Origin of the sequence: Parapedobacter lycopersici (assembly GCF_024643285.1) — a bacterium.
In the GTDB taxonomy this organism is placed as follows: domain Bacteria; phylum Bacteroidota; class Bacteroidia; order Sphingobacteriales; family Sphingobacteriaceae; genus Parapedobacter; species Parapedobacter lycopersici.
Map to the genome: position 1 here is coordinate 653,128 of NZ_JAMSLW010000001.1, position 18,386 is coordinate 671,513.

Here is an 18,386-nt window from a genome sequence, read left to right on the forward strand (position 1 = left end):
AACCAGACTTGATTGCGTTGAAAAATAGATCAGCAGCTCGTGAAAATAAATTGGATAAATAAAAAAGCAATGTTTAAAGCGTTAGAAACAGGGATTATTTGCAAATAAAAAAACAGACTTCATAAACCATGATTGATCATTTACTAAGTCCAGTAGATTTTGATCCTTTTGCAGGCCCTACAATAGAAAAAGTAGTTCCCCTTACTGAATCACAGCAGGAAATCTGGTTGTCTTGTGTGCTCGGTGGAACGGATGCTAACCTTGCTTACAATGAGTCGATTTCATTGGATTTCAATGGAAGTTTGCAGTCTGATAAGTTTGAGGAATCATTAGCAAAGCTGTTGGTTCGACATGAGTCATTACGGACGTCTTTCAGCGCGGACGGCCGTAATATGATCATTTACACCGCTGTTCCTTTAAAATTCACATTAATAGACTTAAGTGCTCTACCGGCACAAGGCCAAGCGGTGACCATCGGAGATTTTCATCAAAAAGATGCGGAGACTCCATTTAATCTCAGCGAGGCCCCGCTCATACAGTTTACGCTGTTTAAAAAAAGCAACACGCAATACCTTTTCACGATCAAGGCGCATCATATTATTTGTGATGGGTGGTCTTTAGGCGCAATATTGGAGGATCTGAGCAAAATCTATAATGCGAACTTCAACAATACACCGCTTCCAAAAATGCCGCTGGCATACGGCGATTATGTGTCACATTTATTGGCATTTACAAAAACTGAAGAATATGCCCATACAGAACGCTATTGGCTAGACAAATACAAAAATATTCCACAACTCGCGTTACCCTTGGATTTTCCGCGTCCAAAAAAACGAACCTTTAAGAGTAAACGGGATGATTATCGCTTAGATAAAGAATTTGTTGGCAAAATCAAGGAGCTGGGTGCTAAAGTGGGCAGTAGCTTTGTGACGACACTATTGACTGCATATGAAGTGTTCATCCATCGACTTACGGGCCAGGATGATATCGTCATCGGACTTCCTGCCGCCGGACAGTCAGCTACCGGGCATTTTAGCTTAGTGGGTCATTGCGTCAATTTACTTCCCATTAAAAGTGAGATGAACAGCCAGGCATCGTTCCTGGAACATTTAAAGCGCCGTAAATCAGAAATCCTGGATGATTTAGACCATCAACAGGTAACGTTCGGAACACTAATTAAAAAACTGAACATCAAGCGTGACCCATCCCAGGTTCCATTAGTGTCGCTCGTCTTTAATATTGACATGGGTATGGATACTGGTGTCTCCTTTTACGGAGTTACACATCGCCTGATCTCGAATCCCAGAAAGTGTGAAACATTTGATATTTTCTTGAATGTATCGGGTGCTGAAGATGCCTTAACGCTTGAATGGTCCTATAACACGCAATTGTTTACACCGGAAACAATTGCCTCGATGATGAAGCGGTTTACGGGCCTTTTAAATACAATCATTGCCCAGCCGACCATCAGGCTAGCAGACATCAAAATCAATGAGAATATTGAGCAGGCCAAAGCCACTCAGGAAACGGTCTATCCCTATCCAAAGGACAAACCATTCACAGCATACATTACAGAAATTGCGGCCGAGATGCCGGATAAAACGGCCATTTCGTTCAATGGAAAAGCAATTAGTTACCATGAGCTGGAAACACGGTCCAGCCAATTGGCAAATTACTTAATTGCCAAAGACATTACCGTTGGAGACATCATCGGTGTAGCCATGGACCGATCCATTGATATGGTGATCGCTTTACTTGGTGTGATCAAGTCGGGCGCCGCCTACATTCCATTAGACCCCAATTATCCTGTCAATCGTATTGAATTCATGTTGCAGGATTCGTCGGCTAAGCTTTTGCTGACCGAATCTAAATACAGCCGGCTGTTTAGCAGCCAGGCGAAAGAATTGCTTTACGATGAGCTGATAGCAGGTCTTAACGCTTATACAGCCGAAACACCACAGCCGGCTCTTCAGGGCAGCGATTTGGTTTATGTATTATATACTTCGGGATCCACAGGAAAGCCAAAAGGCGTACAGATTGAACACCATAATTTGGCGAATTTGCTGCTGAGCATGCAACGTGAGCCCGGAGTGACTGCTGCTGATAAGCTGTTGGCGCTGACCACAATTTCGTTTGACATCGCTGGCCTGGAGCTCTATCTTCCATTGATATCTGGTGCGACCATGATATTAGCTGACGCTGATATGCGCCTTGACAGTTATCGGATACTCAATATTGTCAAGTCCGAAGCGGTAACGATATTACAAGCTACACCGGCAACCTGGCGCATGATGCTGGAATCGGGTTGGAGTCAGCGGTTAGGCATCAAATGTATTTGCGGCGGCGAGGCATTTCCGCCTGATTTGGCCGAGAAGTTATTGGATCTCTGCGATGAAGTATGGAATGGGTATGGACCCACAGAAACGACCATATATTCCATCATTAAACGGATAAGACCAAACGAACTCCCCATTACGATAGGTAAACCCATAGCCAATACCCAAGCCTATATACTAGATGAAACCTTGTCGCCGCTCGGAATGGGTCAGGAAGGGGAAATCTGCATCGGCGGCGCCGGAGTTGCACGGGGCTACCTGAATCGTCCCGAGCTCAATGCCGATCGTTTTCTGCCTGATCCGTTTGCCGCTACGCCGGGCACTAGGTTTTACCGTACGGGTGACTTGGGCAAAGTCTTACCCAATGGTGAGATACAATGCCTAGGCCGCATAGACACACAGGTAAAAATCAGGGGATTCCGAATCGAATTGGGCGAGATAGAGTATCACTTAAATAAGCAGAAAGGGATCAAGGAATCGATCGTAATTGCCCGGGAAGACAGACCGGGTGACCAACGGCTTGTTGCTTATTTGTTACCAATAGACGATGGAAAACAAAAATCAATTCCCCAAAGCGGAACACCTGCTGACAAGGAATCGATCAGGCGATGGAAACAGGAACTTGCGTCCGCCCTACCCTCCTATATGGTTCCGAATGATTGGGTGCTGCTTTCAGAATTCCCATTGACACCAAACAAGAAAGTCGACCGGAAAGCGCTTCCCAAGCCACCTTCAGCTATTACTTTTGCAGCGGATACAGCAAACGGATCCGCGTTGACAGCAAATGAACAAAAGGTATTGGACATTTGGGCCTCCATTTTCAAGACAACAGATATACAGAAGGACGATGATTTTTTTGAGCTGGGAGGGCATTCCCTGCTTGCGTTGGATGTAATGTTAAAAATTGAAAAGGAAACGGGGGTTAAATTGCCGCTAGCGAGCCTGTTTGAGCATCCGACCATCGAGCGGCTCGCTATATTATTAGACAATGAAAAGACGATCAAGTGGGACTGTCTCGTACCGATTAAGCCCGATGGCAAAAAGAATCCGCTTTACATTGTACATGGAGCAGGCTTAAATGTGCTGCTATTCAACACACTGACTGCACACCTGGATAAAGAACAACCCATATATGGCCTACAAGCGAGGGGTCTTAATGGTGAGGAGGAGCCATTTACCTCTATTCCGGAAATGGCCGCACATTACATTTCCGAAATACTTTCCCAAAATCCGACTGGGCCATATGCACTTTCCGGATTCTCTCTCGGAGGGTTAATTGCCTATGAGATGGCAAAACAATTACTCGAAATGGGGAAAGAAGTACGCATGTTGGCCATGTTTGACACGTTTTCATACGAAACCGATAAATTTCTTCCGTGGTATATTAAATATCCCAAACGTTTCGGTACATTTAGCATGAAGGTGTTGCATTCGTTTTATCTTCTAGCAAAAGATCCGAAGGATACCGTAGCTTACAAATACACGAGCATTAAACGTAGAGTCATTCGATTATATTGGAAGATTACAGGCAAATCGGATGATGTTATTGGCTTTTTTGGGTATTTGAATAAAGTTGACAAAATTAACAACGAGGCCGTATACAATTATGTACTTGAACCAATTGATTTAGATATCCATGTATTCAGGGCGACAATCCATCGCTTCTATGCCAAGGACTTTAAGTACCTGGGCTGGAAAAAATTTGCGAAAAAAGGAGTAAAAATATATAACATTCCAGGTGAGCACAACTTGATCTTTGCGCCACCAAATGATAAGGATTTCGGCCGGATTCTACAGAAAGTATTAGATGAAAATTAGGAGCTGGACCCGCTTAACGTTTACTTATCAATCCACAGCAATTTAAAACCGGTTCTCTGTCATATCGCTTATGATGAATTGACATTGGCTATCTGCGTATCTGCATGCTTGCAATATACAACCTGATTTGTAATATATGAGTCTAACCAAAAATATCAGAGACAATTACTGGATCCGTTCCGGTTTGCTGAATCTCATCCAAAACACTTCAAACGTTCTATTTGGGTTTGGATCCTTTTATCTGTTACTCAGAGTATTGGATAAAAATGACTACGGAACGTGGATTCTGTTTTTATCTTCCATTGCCGTATTTGCCATTGCTCGTAACGGACTATTGCAGAATGCGACCATTAAGTTCATTTCGGGAACATCGTCCGAGAACGAAAAAAAACAGGTCATTGCTACCACATTCTCTATGAATATGATCATGACCATTGTATCTATTGCGTTGATGTGTGCGGTGGCCCCCCTGCTAAGCAATATTTGGAATACGCCCAAGCTAACCCATATGCTTTGGTTTTTTAGCATATCCTTTGTTTTTTCAAGCTTACAAATGCATTTTAATAGTGTTGAGCAGGCTTTTTTGAATTTCAAAGGAACATTCCTAACGCAGTTCCTGTATCAATCGTTGTTTTTCACCTATGTTTTAGTATCCTATATTTTTGATTTAGAGGTTACGCTAATGCGAATGATTTATGCCAACTTGGTTGTTAACATCATCGCCACAATCCCCTCTTTTGTTTACATCCGAAAACGTGTCTCGTTTCGCATATTTGTGGACATGTCATGGGCTAAGCGAGTATTCCACTATGGAAAATATTCAATGGGGACATCCATCAATGCGATATTATCCGATTCCATTGATCAAATGATGCTGGGCGCCATGTTATCTCCTGCTGCAACCGGTATTTTTAACATTGCGGTACGAATCAGTAATCTCGCCAATGTGCCTACAAATGCGATGGCAACCATCGTTTTCCCTCAGGGTGCCAAACGTCTGGAAGAAGAGGGATTGCCTGCATTGAAGTATCTGTATGAAAAATCAGTAGGGACGATATTAGCAGTTCTTATTCCGGCATTGCTCTGCATCCTCTTATTTGCCGACACCCTTATCCATTACATTGCCGGTGGCAGATACGACGAGTCGCTTCCGTTATTGAAAATCACCCTTTTCTATAGCATGTTTGTGCCGTTCAGCAGGCAGCTAGGCACTATTTTAGATTCAATGGGCAAAACCAAGCTTAATTTTCTTTTGGTATTGACTTCTGGCGTAATCAATATTGGTCTTAATTATGTATTCATTACCCGTTGGGGTATTATGGGAGCCGCTTTTGCTACTTTGTTAACGTATATAATTTTCTTTCTCATATCACAATACACACTCCGTAATTTGCTAAATGTAAGCTTATTGAATGTATGGAAATACACGCTTGAATTCTACCCAGAGATGTTTAAAAAAATTATGGGGAAAAAAAATAACACAGCCTAAGGGATTTCAAGCAATTATTTGGCCTAAATTTTGATTGGTTTCTTCCATCACAAATTGAAAGATAGTTCCGGTATTGTATAAGAAAAAAGGTTAATTAAATCCTTATGAAAGGAGTATTCTCCGTAGGCAGGGGCCGGTATGTCGGTTTCGTGTTGGTTATTATAACAATTTTATTGTCTTGTAAAAAAACGTCTTCATTATCGCCAGATACTGATATACCAGACACAACTATCACGGGAACCCCTCCAAAAGAAGATCCTACTCCTACTGATCCAGTTGGATCAGATCCCAGTATACTTTATTTTGAAGCAAGCGGTAACCGTCAGTTGGTTATCGATGGAAGCAAGTTCAAATACGATTGTGAGACTTCGATCAGGATCAAAGCGGGGAATTATTCGTCAATTACCATTCGAAACATCAATGCCGGTGCGGGATGCCCGATCTCCATCTCAAACGACGGTGGAAATGTCGTATTAGCCGGTACCCGATCAGCACTTACCCTGGCTAACTTAGATGGTGTAGTTATTACAGGTGATATCAAAGGCGGAGATAATAAGGGATTTATTTTCAAGGACAACGATTATCGTGCGATCATCCTACAAGATGCAATCAGTAATCTCACATTGAGTAATATGTCATTCTCAAATGTGAAAGATTATGTCATTTTCTATGATAACAGACTGAATTATACAGGCCAGCAAGGCTCCTACAGCGACAACCTTAAAATTCAAAAGATGGACTGCGTTGGCACTGGACAGTTTATTCAATTCAATGGTGGAATAAACGGCGGTTCATTAGTAGGCGTTTACAAGAATCTTGAAATATCCTATATCAATTATCGGGACTCCCCCAGAGGAGGAAACATTTTTTATATTAACAACGCCCTTGATTACGATATTCATCACAATGTCATTGATAACGTCAACACGGACAACAATAACCACAATGGTATTTTTCATGTAATCGGTAATGGAAAATTCCACAATAATTTTGTCAGCAATCATCAGGGGAATAGCATTCGTGCCTGGGCCGTATCAATTGGTAATACACCCAAGGATATTCTCATTTATAACAACATTGTAGTTAACTCGAGAAAATATTCTGCTTTTGAAGTCCAGGCATTTTCCAATATGATGGTCGGTGGCCAAACAACCTATGCGAATGTTAAAGTGTTCAATAACACCTGTGGTAACCTTAATTTATCCAGAGATGCGTTTCCCGCAGCCGTGGTTGACATCTATGGCTTACTTGGCGGGCAATGTGAGGTATTTAATAATTTAGGTTATAATTTTCCGGTGAGAAGTCCAAAAAGCGACATTTGGCATCCACTTGGAAACACAAAGATTATCGGCTCTGATAATTTGTATTTCAACTCGTTAGATCAGGCAGGTCTCGTAGCCGAATCATTCAAACTGAACAATGGTTCACCAGCGAAAGGGAGCGGTATGGCAACACTCGTTGACAATGACTTTTATGGTATTCACCGTGATGGAAACTCACCTTCAATCGGGGCCGTAGAATAAGGTATATTGTTGTAAGTTATAAAAAAGGGAATTACAGATTCCCTTTTTTCATTTCAGACGCAGCGTAATGACATGCCCTTGCAGTCAATGCCATATAAGTCAATGATGGATTTTGAGAACCCGAAGATGTCATGCAGCTACCATCGGTCACGAAAATATTTTTGACGGAATGGATTTGATTGAATCTATTCAATACTGAAGTTTCCGGATCAGCTCCCATTCGTGCGGTTCCCATTTCATGTATGGTAGACCCGCCGGGTTTATTGTAGTTGAATGGATATACATCTTCAAAGCCTGCTTTCTCCAACATTTCGGCTGTTGTTTCTTCGATATCGCCCATCATGACACGCTCATTTTCACCGTAACTGAACGAAATACGCACCAAAGGCATTCCCCATTTATCGCGCTCTGTTACATCAAGTGTTACGCGATTTTTAGGATACGGCAGACATTCACCCCAACCAGCCATCCATATCGTCCACGGTCCGGGCTTCGTTAACTGGTCCTTGAATGACTTTCCAAAACCATTGAGAAAATTCGATCGGTCCCCCCACTCCTGCCGTTCACCATGTCCCTGAATACCATAGCCGCGCAGGAACCCCATTCCCTCATTCTGTTCCAAATTCCGAAAACGGGGGATAATAAAACCACTTGGCCTTCTTCCTTTATAATACTTATCCAGCATTTTATCTCCGAATACTCCATAGGCGCCGGCATACGAATGATGATCCATCAGATTGCGCCCGAGCTCACCACTATCATTTCCCAAGCCGTCCGGAAACCGACCGGATTTAGAGTTTAAAAGAATAGCCGCCGTTGCAATTGTGGAGGCATTCAGAAAAATAATACGAGCATAATACTCGGTCACTTCCATGCTCACCGCATCCATTACCCGAACGCCCGTGGCTTTCGATCCCGCATCATCGTACAGGATTTCCATCACAATGGCATGTGGATGCAATGTGAGATTACCTGTTGCCGCGGCAGCCGGCAGCGTTGCGCTGTTACTGCTGAAGTACCCGCCGTAAGGGCATCCTCTTGAACACAGATTTCTATTCAGGCAAAGCCCTCGGCCATCAACAGGTTTGGTTAAATTTGCCACACGGGCAATGGTCAGTACTCTACGGGCATCATCTTTTTTGATATACGCTTTCAGATGCTGCTCAATACAATTCAACTCCATTGGTGGTTGGAAAATACCATCTGGTAATTGTGCAAGCCCTTCTGATTGACCACTTACTCCGACAAAAGCCTCCACATAATCATACCAAGGTGCCAGGTCCCGGTATCGTATCGGCCAATCCACACCAATGCCCTCTTTGCCATTTGCGGCGAAATCCAAGTCACTCCATCGATAGCATTGCCTTCCCCAGGTCAGCGACCGCCCCCCTACCTGATATCCTCTTATCCAGTTAAACGGCGTTTCCTGGATATAGGGATGCTCCTGATCACGCACAAAGAAATGTTTATCTCCGGCATCGTAACTGGTGCTTTGTACAGGGTTATTGCGCTGATCGTCAATGGTATTTTCCAGGCCATACTTGAAGTCCCATGGATTCATTAAGGCTGTTGTGTAATCGGCTATATGCTTTACATCCCTTCCGCGTTCCAGCACCAACGTTTTCAACCCCATTTCGCAAAGTTCCTTTGCGGCCCAGCCTCCACTAATTCCAGATCCGACGACGATCGCATCGTAAGTTGTCGGGGCGGATTTTATATTCATTCGTAATACTATATCTTATGAAGTCAGCATATCATTTCGTAGCCCATGAGCGTTGTCCCTGTATCAAATTCACACAGGGCAAATAGTGTACAGGGACAGCATCATACACCAAGCATTGTGTTGCTCCAAGTTCTGACGTGCAAAAACCCTCGACCGTAAACGTTTTTAATAAATCAATAAATGAGCGGCCAAACAACTTCCTTTTAACCCAGGAAGGCAAGCTCTCTTTACGCCATTCCCGGTCTTCCAGCGTCTTCAATATTGCTTCCCGCTGTTGCGTGGTGCAGGATTGGAATGATCGGTCAAATTTACGCTTACTCAACATCTCGATATTTTCGAGCCCCAATGCAAACACATTACGTTCTTGATTGGACAAAAAGAATTTCACTTTGTTGATGATAAAATCCGCTACCCCGGCCTGCTTGGCGCCCGGTGTATCTGTTTGGGGAATAATGGTTTCAGCAAGTTCTTCAATCAGTATTCTTTGGCTTTCCAAATCTTCGTCAGAAACCCGCCACAAATACATTTTCAGCCATTTATAAAAATAAAAGAACGAGATAAATACTCCTATTATAAAGAGGATGCTGAGAATTGCCTGTTTTCTGTTCAAACGTACATGGATTTATAATTCAACATCTGGTCTTTTACGTCTATATTTGTAGCATAAACACTACAAATCATGGCTCTTCGCGCAGTATAATTGGGACATGTTGGTTCAGCAATCGAAAAAAGTTACTTTCGCATATATATTTCACGACAATAATGGTCATGAAACAGTTGATATTTAAGCACTACTTTACGCCTTTACTGCATTTTTCTTTAGCTATGATACAGCTCGGTTGTGTCAAATGCAAAAGACGAAAATGACCTTTGACCTTCAAGATACAACTATCGGATCGAAACCATTAGGTGAAGCCAAATTTAAGCAATTCTTGGGAATCAATGGGCCTGAATATTTTTTTAATTAATGATACGACAGGATACGGAAAGGAACGGAAATTGGGGTTAGGGTGCAGGTGTATTTGGATCAACAAGACAACGAGAAACAAACGGGGATCGGCGCTTATATGTAAGCTCAGTTTGACACGGCTTTTTCAACTTTAGAATTAGGTAAAAACAGTCACTCATTGTGACCGAAATACTTATTTTCGCAGAACGATATTATAGGCAGTGTGACCATTCGGTCGCAATGAGAGCCATTAACTCTAGCATGCCATTTGTAGTAGTAATTATCCAGGCAAAGATATATGGAAAAGGTGGAAAAACTTACCACAGTTCGCGTTGCACATGTCATATTAGCGCACACAAACCCCGAGCAAGTTGGCAGGTTGGTTCAGGCACTTGCGCATCCAAGTGCAGATGTCTATATCCACGTGGATAAAAAAGCCCGGATCGAAATTTTTCAGTCGGCAGTCCAACGGGCTCCAAATTGTCATTTTATCAGACAACGAGTAGACGTTAAATGGGGCGGATATAGTATGGTACAGGCAACCTTGGCTAGCCTTTCAGAAGTAAAGAACACCAATCGTCCATATCACTTCATCAATTTGCTAAGCGGGGCAGATTATCCGCTACGGCCGATGCATCAGTTTCATACATTTCTTCTGCAAAATATCGGCAGGTCATTTTTCGAATATGAGACGGAGGGCTCTCCCTGGTGGGAAGAAGCCAAATTCAGGTTTCAGCGGTACCATTTTCCCGATATTGCGATTCCGGGGAGCTACACCTCACAAAAATTAATCAATTTTTTAATACCTAAACGCAAGAAACCAAAAGGCATGGAAGTCGCTGGCCGGTCACAGTGGTTCACGCTTTCAGTCGAACACTTGGACGAAGTGCTGGCTTACGTAAAAAAGACTTCCGATATCACGCGTTTTTTCCGGTATACCTGGGGATCGGATGAGTTTTTTTTCCAAACGATCCTATTGAATTCCAAGCATCGGACACGGGTTATCAATGATAACCTACGTTATATCGATTGGCAAGAACGTCGGCCAAGCCCAAAAACATTGACAGCCGCGGATTTTACTATCATTCAATCGTCAGGAAAATTCTTTGCCAGGAAATTTGACACGACGGCATCAGCAACGTTGCTAGACTTAATTGACGAAAACCTGCTGGGGGCTTTCAATTCTGAAAAGAGCTGATCACAATAGCCAGTAACGATAAGGCTGGGAACGATTAAACACCTATACCAAGCAAATTACGCTGTCGATAAAAACAACGTTCAGATTTACCGAATAAATAAACTTATTTACTATCAACTAGTTACAACAAAAGTTGTTGGCTTTCATAAAAACAATAGCAAACAAGATAAAATGGACCTATTTTTGTCCGTAAAAAAAGGCCCGAAAAGTCTGTTTTACAATTGTCCCACGAAAAATAAATGAGAACATCGGTATTTAATGCTCCTCGATGGATCGAGCAGTATGAATTTCCTTTCACTAATTATGAGACAATCCCAACTCATTTATTTCAAGAGGTTAATCAAAAATTAATCAAAAAGTGCCAATCGGCAGCACCACTCGTTAGTGTGGTTATTGCCGCCTGGAATGAAGAAGCAAATTTGTTAAAGACAATTGCTAGCCTCGCAGACATGGATACACAGATTCCCTTTGAAATTATTGTTGTCAACAATAATTCAACGGATCGTACACAAGATGTATTGGACCGTCTTGCCCTCAAAAGTCTATTTCAGCCCATCCAGGGTTGTGGCGCGGCGAGACAGATGGGATTGGAAGCAGCGGCTGGGGAATACATCCTGCTGGCGGATGCGGATTGCATTTATCCCAATAATTGGCTATCGGAAATGGTTGGACTGTTAAAACAGCCGGGGGTGGTTTGTGTTTATGGGCGTTATTCGTTCATACCTGAGAAAAGCTACCCAAGGTGGCAGCTCTTCCTGTTTGAAAAACTCAAGGACAGCATCGCAAATTTGCGGCACTATAAGCACCCGTATTTAAACACATTAGGCATGAGCATGGGTTTTATTAAATCTTATGCGTTACAAGTAGGATTCGTCCTGCGTAACATACGCGGAGAAGATGGCCGTATGTGCTTCGACCTAATGAAATTCGGAAAGGTAAAGCAACTTAAGCGGAATAGTACACGTGTCTGGACAAAGCCGCGCACACTTCAAAAGGACGGAACGCTGCTGAATGCATTTGGCCTTCGCGTACGAAAGGAATTCAAGCGTTTTACTTCATTATTTAAAGAACCTAGACTGCACGACACAAAGACGTCAGAGAATGATTAGTGAAAGGCATCTAGCTCCTTTAAATTGAATCTCTTTAATCCCATCGTCCGGTAAAGTCACCGGGACAACGTTTTTTGATATTTTGCTTCTCCTTAATTCACTGCCGATCGGTCTTCTGAGATGCATGTTTTGTCGCTACCGAGATTTTATTGGCCCGTTTTGCGTAAAACAGGGATTTTACCTGAAAAAAAATAAACTTCGGAATACCGGTCAACGCGGCATAAATTCTTTTATCGGTTTCAGAATGATAAAGAGCCAAAAGGAAGCTGATTACAAAAATCAGCAATGCCAGCAACCAAATGCCTGCCAATAAAAATGCACCGAACAAAACATGAATTAACAGACACAAAAAACTGAGCAATAAAAAAATAAACAACGGTGGTCTTACCAGCGTCAGCCCAAATAAAAATTGATTGCGGTTTCCGTGCTTAACTGCCTTGTACAAAAGAACGAATCCAAAATAAAAATATTTAAACCAAGTGTTTATCCAGCGGGCACGCTGCTTAACAAGCTGCTCGGACCGAGCCGTCTTCTCATCATAGACCACCGCTTTGGCAGCATAGGCAATACGTTTATTATCATTCACAATTTCAAACTGCAGCACCTTGTCAAAACCTGCCCCTTTTTGCTGATAGTTGCCAAGCAGCCGTTTGTATAAATCAACATTAAACGCCATACCGGAACCGGCCAAGGTTGCCGACGAACCCAGATTAAACAAAATCCTGGCGTCGTAGAAATGATAGTAAATATCCCGGGCGGCGTCCAAACATGCATATGTCGTGTTGAGATTTTTTGCCTTTCTCGGCCCCTGAACCGCTTCAAAGCCCTGATTGAAATATACGTTCAACTCGTTCAGGTAATCGGGAACTACTTCGTTATCACTGTCGATGATGGTTAGGTTATCATGCGGGCGGATAAAATTTTCAATCGCATAAAAATGTGATTTTACATTACTGGCCAGCACAGTCGGTGGTCGCAATATGACAATCCTTTCATCGTTAAAATGCAAATCAGAGACATCGCAATTGTCAGCGACAACATAAATGATATACCGGTTGTAATTTAAACGCAGCAACGAATTAACCACTGCTGGGAGCAGTGCCGTTTCTTCATATGCAGTGACGATAACCGCATAGTCAAATACTTTATCCTGTTGTGGGTGTGTAATCGGATAATGCGGACGCCTTTTCCCCGTCACCCGATCCGCTAGATAAAAGATCATCGGCATGAGCAGATTCACACCAATAATTCCCTGGACAATCAATGCGATCGTATTGGCTAGAAACAACATAGTACCTAATTGTTTTGATGTTGGCAGAGGTACTCGTCGATGACTGTGTACATCTTGTTTACCGAATTTTCCCAGGTATGCGACGCTGCAAATAATTTCCGGGCCGTTACAACGCTTTCATCCTTATCTTCAGCTAGCGCGGCTTCAACCTGGTTAACGAAATCTTCTTTATCATTAGCCAGGTACACGAAGTCTTTAAACAGGTTCATCGCTTCAGTCCGGATGGCGACAACAGGCTTACTCATGGCCAGGTATTCATCAATTTTACGGGGATAATTGCCTATTGTAAGTTCATTAATCAGCTGTGGATTAATACAGACGTCAAAGTGCTGGATATACTGCCACAATTGCTCAGGAGGCTTACTCCCCGTAAAAACCACATTTGGTATCCCATGGAGTTCACTATTCATAAATTGCGTGTCTTCCGGTCCAACCAAAACAATATTCCATTCCGGTTTACTTTCGGCAAGGTGTTTAATGAGTTCAATGTCCAACCGGATGCTCTGCAGTGCCCCTAGGTATCCAACGATGGGCTTTTGATTATCCAACTTCTCAAAATCTGCCGGCCGTTCCTGTGGATTGGTGGCGGTATCGGGAATACTGCATCCCTGGCCGACATCATAAGCGTTGGGATTATATTGTTTGCAATAATCTCTTAAGTAAGATGAGTTGGCAAAACAAAGATCGTTCTTTGCTATGATCTGCGGTTCCAGTTTTATGCCGTGTTTCCGCCAATACGGAGTGGCCAATATATAATCACGGGAGTAATAGATATTCAGCTTGGAATCAAGGTAATCAGACAAGTAAAAGCACTTGATGATTTCGTTATCGTTAAATAAAATAAAATCATTGAAGCCCAGCTCGGTTAATGCATCCGTTATCGATTTTGCAAACTTTCTATTATTACGTGCATTAAAGTAATCAAACAGCCAAAATGGTTTCAGCCAATTAACGGATTCAACCAGGCAGCTGGGATAAAGATTCCATAAATTTTCCTTTATTTTAACGATAGCATTCGTTTTACTGGCGACAACCTCTTTTCTTTTTTTTACAGCATCCTCTTCCTGATGACGTATTGCCGTAATCCGATCCAACGGGGAGTTGACGTAAAGTACCTTGTTATTTTTACTCATTTCCAAGGCAATATCCTTACAATTGCTTCCTATTGTGGTATCCCAGGGCTGTTGGCCAACGATGACAACATTCTCATTTATCAGCATATCTTCGTTCTAAAATGGCATCGACAAATATCCGGACCGTTATTTCGCCCGGAACCCCCGATAGAAACCGTAGATTAAAAAAATCAAACCCGGGACAACAAAAATCTCAAATGGCATAAGCTGTTTCTTTCTGTTGATCAACCTCATCCTGCTGTCGGCTCTGACGGTCGAAACGAGGACTTAAATATACAAAGGCCATTGACATATATACTAATATCGAAGAGGGTATCCTGTTGATCACTTCATTCCCATAACTTGCAACAAAAACGCCGAATGCACCGGCTACTAATGCAATGACTTTAATTCGCAATATCGGATCCCGTATCTGCCATGCAATCCCACCGCATTTGCCCAGTAGGTACATCATCATACAGAACCATAACACAAATCCCACAATTCCGTACATTGCCCACACTTTAACCCAGTAACTATCGGGCTCAATGGTAGACAAAAACTTATCACTGTTATATTCATGTCCCCATGCCCCGATGACCCCAAGCCCTCCCCCAAAAGGTTTGTCTTTCAGGTAATCACCTAAAATTCGTTGATTATAAAACCGAACATTCAGTGATGCATCTTTCGGATCTAAGGCCGTACGAAGCCGATATATCTGATAGTTCCCGCTCCCGATATTGGTAAACTTCAAAAAGCCAATCGCCGCAATAAGCAAAAAACCGCCAAGTACCAGTATCTTAAAATTCTTGAATAAAAATACAGCTACTGCCGCCCCGGCGATTAGTACAAACAACGCACCCCTTGTTCCGGAAATAAGCATTCCAACGCACAATAAGATGCAACAAACAGCCAAAAGCGCCCTGACCCACCATTTGAACGGTCCGAACACCAATAATCCTGCTATCAGGGCGATATGTGCCTGGGAAGCACCATACTGTCCGGCATCTGTGAAAAAAGAAAAAACCCGCAATTTTCCCCAGATCAAGTGGGTGGTTGCCATTTCCTCAACAAATAAACGTTCTCCCGATGTCAGCCCCAATTTAAGCTGCCGGAGGCCGTTAATTGCTCCCAATACAGAAATAGCAATGGTTAAGATCAAAAATGTGTTAAGTGATTTTTTGCTATTACATACCAGCAAAGTGAGCGGAATAATCAAAAGAGGGTGTAGAGCCGCGCTCCGCAACTCCTGTACCCAACCGATAATACTTGCATCCGCGGGATTAAATACCTCCAATACGGAAACCAGAAACCAAAGAACGGTTAGTATAACTAAATCATTGTTCAGGGTATTCCATTGGTATTTCCGATTGTTGAAAAATACAGCAACCCAGGTACAGAGCAACAGCGCTTCCAAGCCAAGGCCAAGTGGTACACCTGTCAGTTCCCGGGTGAATGCCGGCATCACAAAACAGAAAATCAGCGTTGCGTAGACACCAATAATAGGTTTCTGAAAAAGACGAGCAAAAAAAACACTCGCGAAACTGAATAAAATTATGGCAAGCGGCACTAATATCCCCATAATAACAAAAGCAATCTTGAAGAGAAGTTATCTTCGGGTCCTAATCACAGCCCTTAAAAATATATGGATACATACTAAAATGCAGCAGTTGTTCGCTATCGCGTGTTTAAACCGGAACCTTATTCAAAACCCAACCCAAAAATCCGCTTTGCTTTTGGATAATATCCAGCGCGCCTTTATCCGCATCCGTAATCGATCTGTCCGCTTCGAAAACAGCAATGGAACATTCGGTAAACATCAACCACTCTTTTGCCTGATTGATATCCTTTAGGTTGTTAATGTCGATGATAATCATGTCAAATTTATCCTTTAAATAATTAAATCCGGCAATCAGGCTATTTGAATTATTCAACTCCATTAAGGAATTGTTTTTTGGATTCCGGTTTAATACCGTAATCAAATCCTCAACCTTAATTTCCTTCTTAACCAAAAAGGATTCAAAGTTCTGGTCAGCTTGAGTCTCTTTATTAGAGATTACATTTAGCAGATCCGATGCATCATCTTTAATTAACAGTACGGTTTTCCCGGTCATTGCAAATGCGTAAGCCAGGCTTCCGGCAATAAACGTTTTTCCATCTCCCTGATTCAGGCTGGTAACACCAAGCGTTTTAAAATGCTGGCTGGTCATTTTCCTGTCGATCTCAAAACGGATCGACCTTAGCAGGTCCTTATAAACCGAGTAATTGACGATGGTGTTGTCATCCTGCCAAATGTCCCTCAAATCCTTATTTTCCTCGGTGATCAGGTTCAGGGAACCGATCACCTCCTGTTTTGTCGCCTGTGCCAGTGCAGCCGCATCTTTTATCCGTTTATCTGTCATGAACATAATTGTTAAAAAAGACAGACAAAGCGATAAACCAGCAAAGCCAGATAAGCCTACGTAGACGATTTTTTTCGAGGGCTCCGGTGCGCCCGGCATACCTACCTCAGTAATACGCAAACGCACCCGGGTGCTGTTATCAACGTTGGCTTGGTTATAACGATTCAGGGCCTCCAGGTATTCCCGCGTAGCTACCTCGGCATCCCGTTCCAGATTTTGTACACCTGCATCGGTTGGCACCATCACATTATAGCGGCTTCTCAATGTATTCAATTCGGCATCAATGGATGCCATACCGCTTTTCGCCAGCGCCAAATCCGTTTCCAGCTTGGCCTTCTGATCCGTTAGGTTCTGCCTGAGCAGTGTCGGATTAACCAGATAATTATCCGAGTTGCTGTTCACCATTGCGGCCTTTATACGGGTTAACGAGTCAACCGTACGCTTATCAGCTTCACGAAAATTATTATCGATATAACGTTGATTGGCAACTTTGAGTTGATTATCGATATTGATGAGATCCACATTATCCGAAACCGTATTTCCGCGCCGGCTTTCACCGTCCGCCAACCGCCTGTTAATATCGGATAATGCACCCTGAAGCGACTGGACCTGATTGATAGTCTGCGCGCGCTTACCCTCAATCTGGGCAATCTGCTGATAAATCACATCCGACTGGGTACCCAGGTTAAGTACGCCGCTGGAAACCTTGTAATTCCGGAGCTCGTTATTTTTTTGGTCCATAACAAGCTGCTTTTCCCGCATTACCGAATCCAGCAGTTCCAATGACCTATTTTGGTTAGCCAGCGTCATACCTGAATAATACGTAATAAAGTCCGTGGTTAGCGTATTTACCACAAAAGACGAAAGTTGCGGATTCGTCGAAAGGTATGACACATTAATAAAATCACTCTCACCTGATCGTTCAATAGTCAATTTCTTAAGCACCCCCTCCTCGTCATATCCCATAGAATAAACGATATCGTATAAGGGCACCGTACCGTTATCAAGGACGGTAACCGGTTCCTTCCTTACCAGTTTTTCCCCAAATGCCTGCATCGCCTGCGCAAGTTGATCCGGAGTTAATTCCTTCACCACATCAGACCATGGCGTAAAACTCGTTTGCGCATTTTCTAAGTCGTGCAAGATTAGCTTATTGGTGATCATGCTGACCACCCTTCTACTCCGCATCATTTCGATGATATTGCCGAATTGCGAACTGACCCCAAAATAATCCAGGTGATTTTCGCCGGAAGTTTGTTGTGATTGATCGGTAAGACCCGTAGAGATCTGTGCTAATGAACTATATTCCGGCGGCAGATCCATAACCATCAATACCGTTGCCAGCATTGACAGTGCAGTCACAATAACAACAATCCATTTACGTTTGAGAATATACTTTATGAGTGCCTGAACGTCCATTTTCGATCAATAATCAA

At 42.8% G+C, this 18,386-nt stretch carries 11 protein-coding genes; 5 read left to right on the plus strand and 6 right to left on the minus strand.

What is annotated here, in order from left to right; translation table 11 throughout:
- The first annotated feature begins 128 nt into the window (after nt 1-128).
- The 3 genes from NEV57_RS02950 to NEV57_RS02960 all read left to right on the plus strand — a co-directional run bounded on the left by NEV57_RS02950 (nt 129) and on the right by NEV57_RS02960 (nt 7,166).
- Nucleotides 129-4,154, plus strand: coding sequence for a non-ribosomal peptide synthetase (locus NEV57_RS02950; RefSeq protein WP_257656783.1), 4,026 nt, complete (start codon nt 129-131; stop codon nt 4,152-4,154).
- 136 nt (nt 4,155-4,290) lie between these two features.
- Nucleotides 4,291-5,643: a flippase gene (locus NEV57_RS02955; RefSeq protein WP_257656784.1), complete on the plus strand. Its 1,353-nt coding sequence runs from the start codon at nt 4,291-4,293 to the stop codon at nt 5,641-5,643.
- A gap of 104 nt (nt 5,644-5,747) precedes the next feature.
- Nucleotides 5,748-7,166, plus strand: coding sequence for a hypothetical protein (locus tag NEV57_RS02960; RefSeq protein WP_257656785.1), 1,419 nt, complete (start codon nt 5,748-5,750; stop codon nt 7,164-7,166).
- A gap of 31 nt (nt 7,167-7,197) precedes the next feature.
- On the opposite strand, the gene NEV57_RS02965 is transcribed toward NEV57_RS02960, so the two are convergent.
- Entirely contained in the window at nt 7,198-8,889 is a 1,692-nt protein-coding gene (locus NEV57_RS02965; protein WP_257656786.1) for a GMC oxidoreductase, read from the minus strand.
- Nucleotides 8,890-8,920: 31 nt separating this feature from the next.
- The gene (locus NEV57_RS02970) at nt 8,921-9,499 is read right to left on the minus strand and encodes a gluconate 2-dehydrogenase subunit 3 family protein (protein ID WP_257656787.1); all 579 of its coding nucleotides are present in this window, start codon (nt 9,497-9,499) and stop codon (nt 8,921-8,923) included.
- A 637-nt stretch (nt 9,500-10,136) separates the two neighbouring features.
- On the opposite strand from NEV57_RS02970, the gene NEV57_RS02975 reads away from it, so the two are divergent.
- Entirely contained in the window at nt 10,137-11,036 is a 900-nt protein-coding gene (locus NEV57_RS02975) for a beta-1,6-N-acetylglucosaminyltransferase (RefSeq protein ID WP_257656788.1), read from the plus strand.
- A gap of 239 nt (nt 11,037-11,275) precedes the next feature.
- Nucleotides 11,276-12,145 (plus strand): glycosyltransferase family 2 protein, encoded by an 870-nt coding sequence (locus NEV57_RS02980; protein WP_257656789.1) that lies wholly within the window; start codon nt 11,276-11,278, stop codon nt 12,143-12,145.
- Nucleotides 12,146-12,242: 97 nt separating this feature from the next.
- On the opposite strand, the gene NEV57_RS02985 is transcribed toward NEV57_RS02980, so the two are convergent.
- The 4 genes from NEV57_RS02985 to NEV57_RS03000 all read right to left on the minus strand — a co-directional run bounded on the left by NEV57_RS02985 (nt 12,243) and on the right by NEV57_RS03000 (nt 18,369).
- Nucleotides 12,243-13,436 (minus strand): glycosyltransferase, encoded by a 1,194-nt coding sequence (locus NEV57_RS02985; protein WP_257656790.1) that lies wholly within the window; start codon nt 13,434-13,436, stop codon nt 12,243-12,245.
- 5 nt (nt 13,437-13,441) lie between these two features.
- A complete protein-coding gene (locus tag NEV57_RS02990; RefSeq protein ID WP_257656791.1) occupies nt 13,442-14,656 on the minus strand; it encodes a glycosyltransferase in 1,215 nt (404 codons plus the stop codon).
- A 106-nt stretch (nt 14,657-14,762) separates the two neighbouring features.
- Complete coding sequence (locus NEV57_RS02995) at nt 14,763-16,013, minus strand: O-antigen ligase family protein (protein ID WP_257656792.1); 1,251 nt, start codon at nt 16,011-16,013, stop codon at nt 14,763-14,765.
- A gap of 223 nt (nt 16,014-16,236) precedes the next feature.
- A complete protein-coding gene (locus tag NEV57_RS03000; protein WP_257656793.1) occupies nt 16,237-18,369 on the minus strand; it encodes an exopolysaccharide transport family protein in 2,133 nt (710 codons plus the stop codon).
- Nucleotides 18,370-18,386 lie beyond the last annotated feature (17 nt).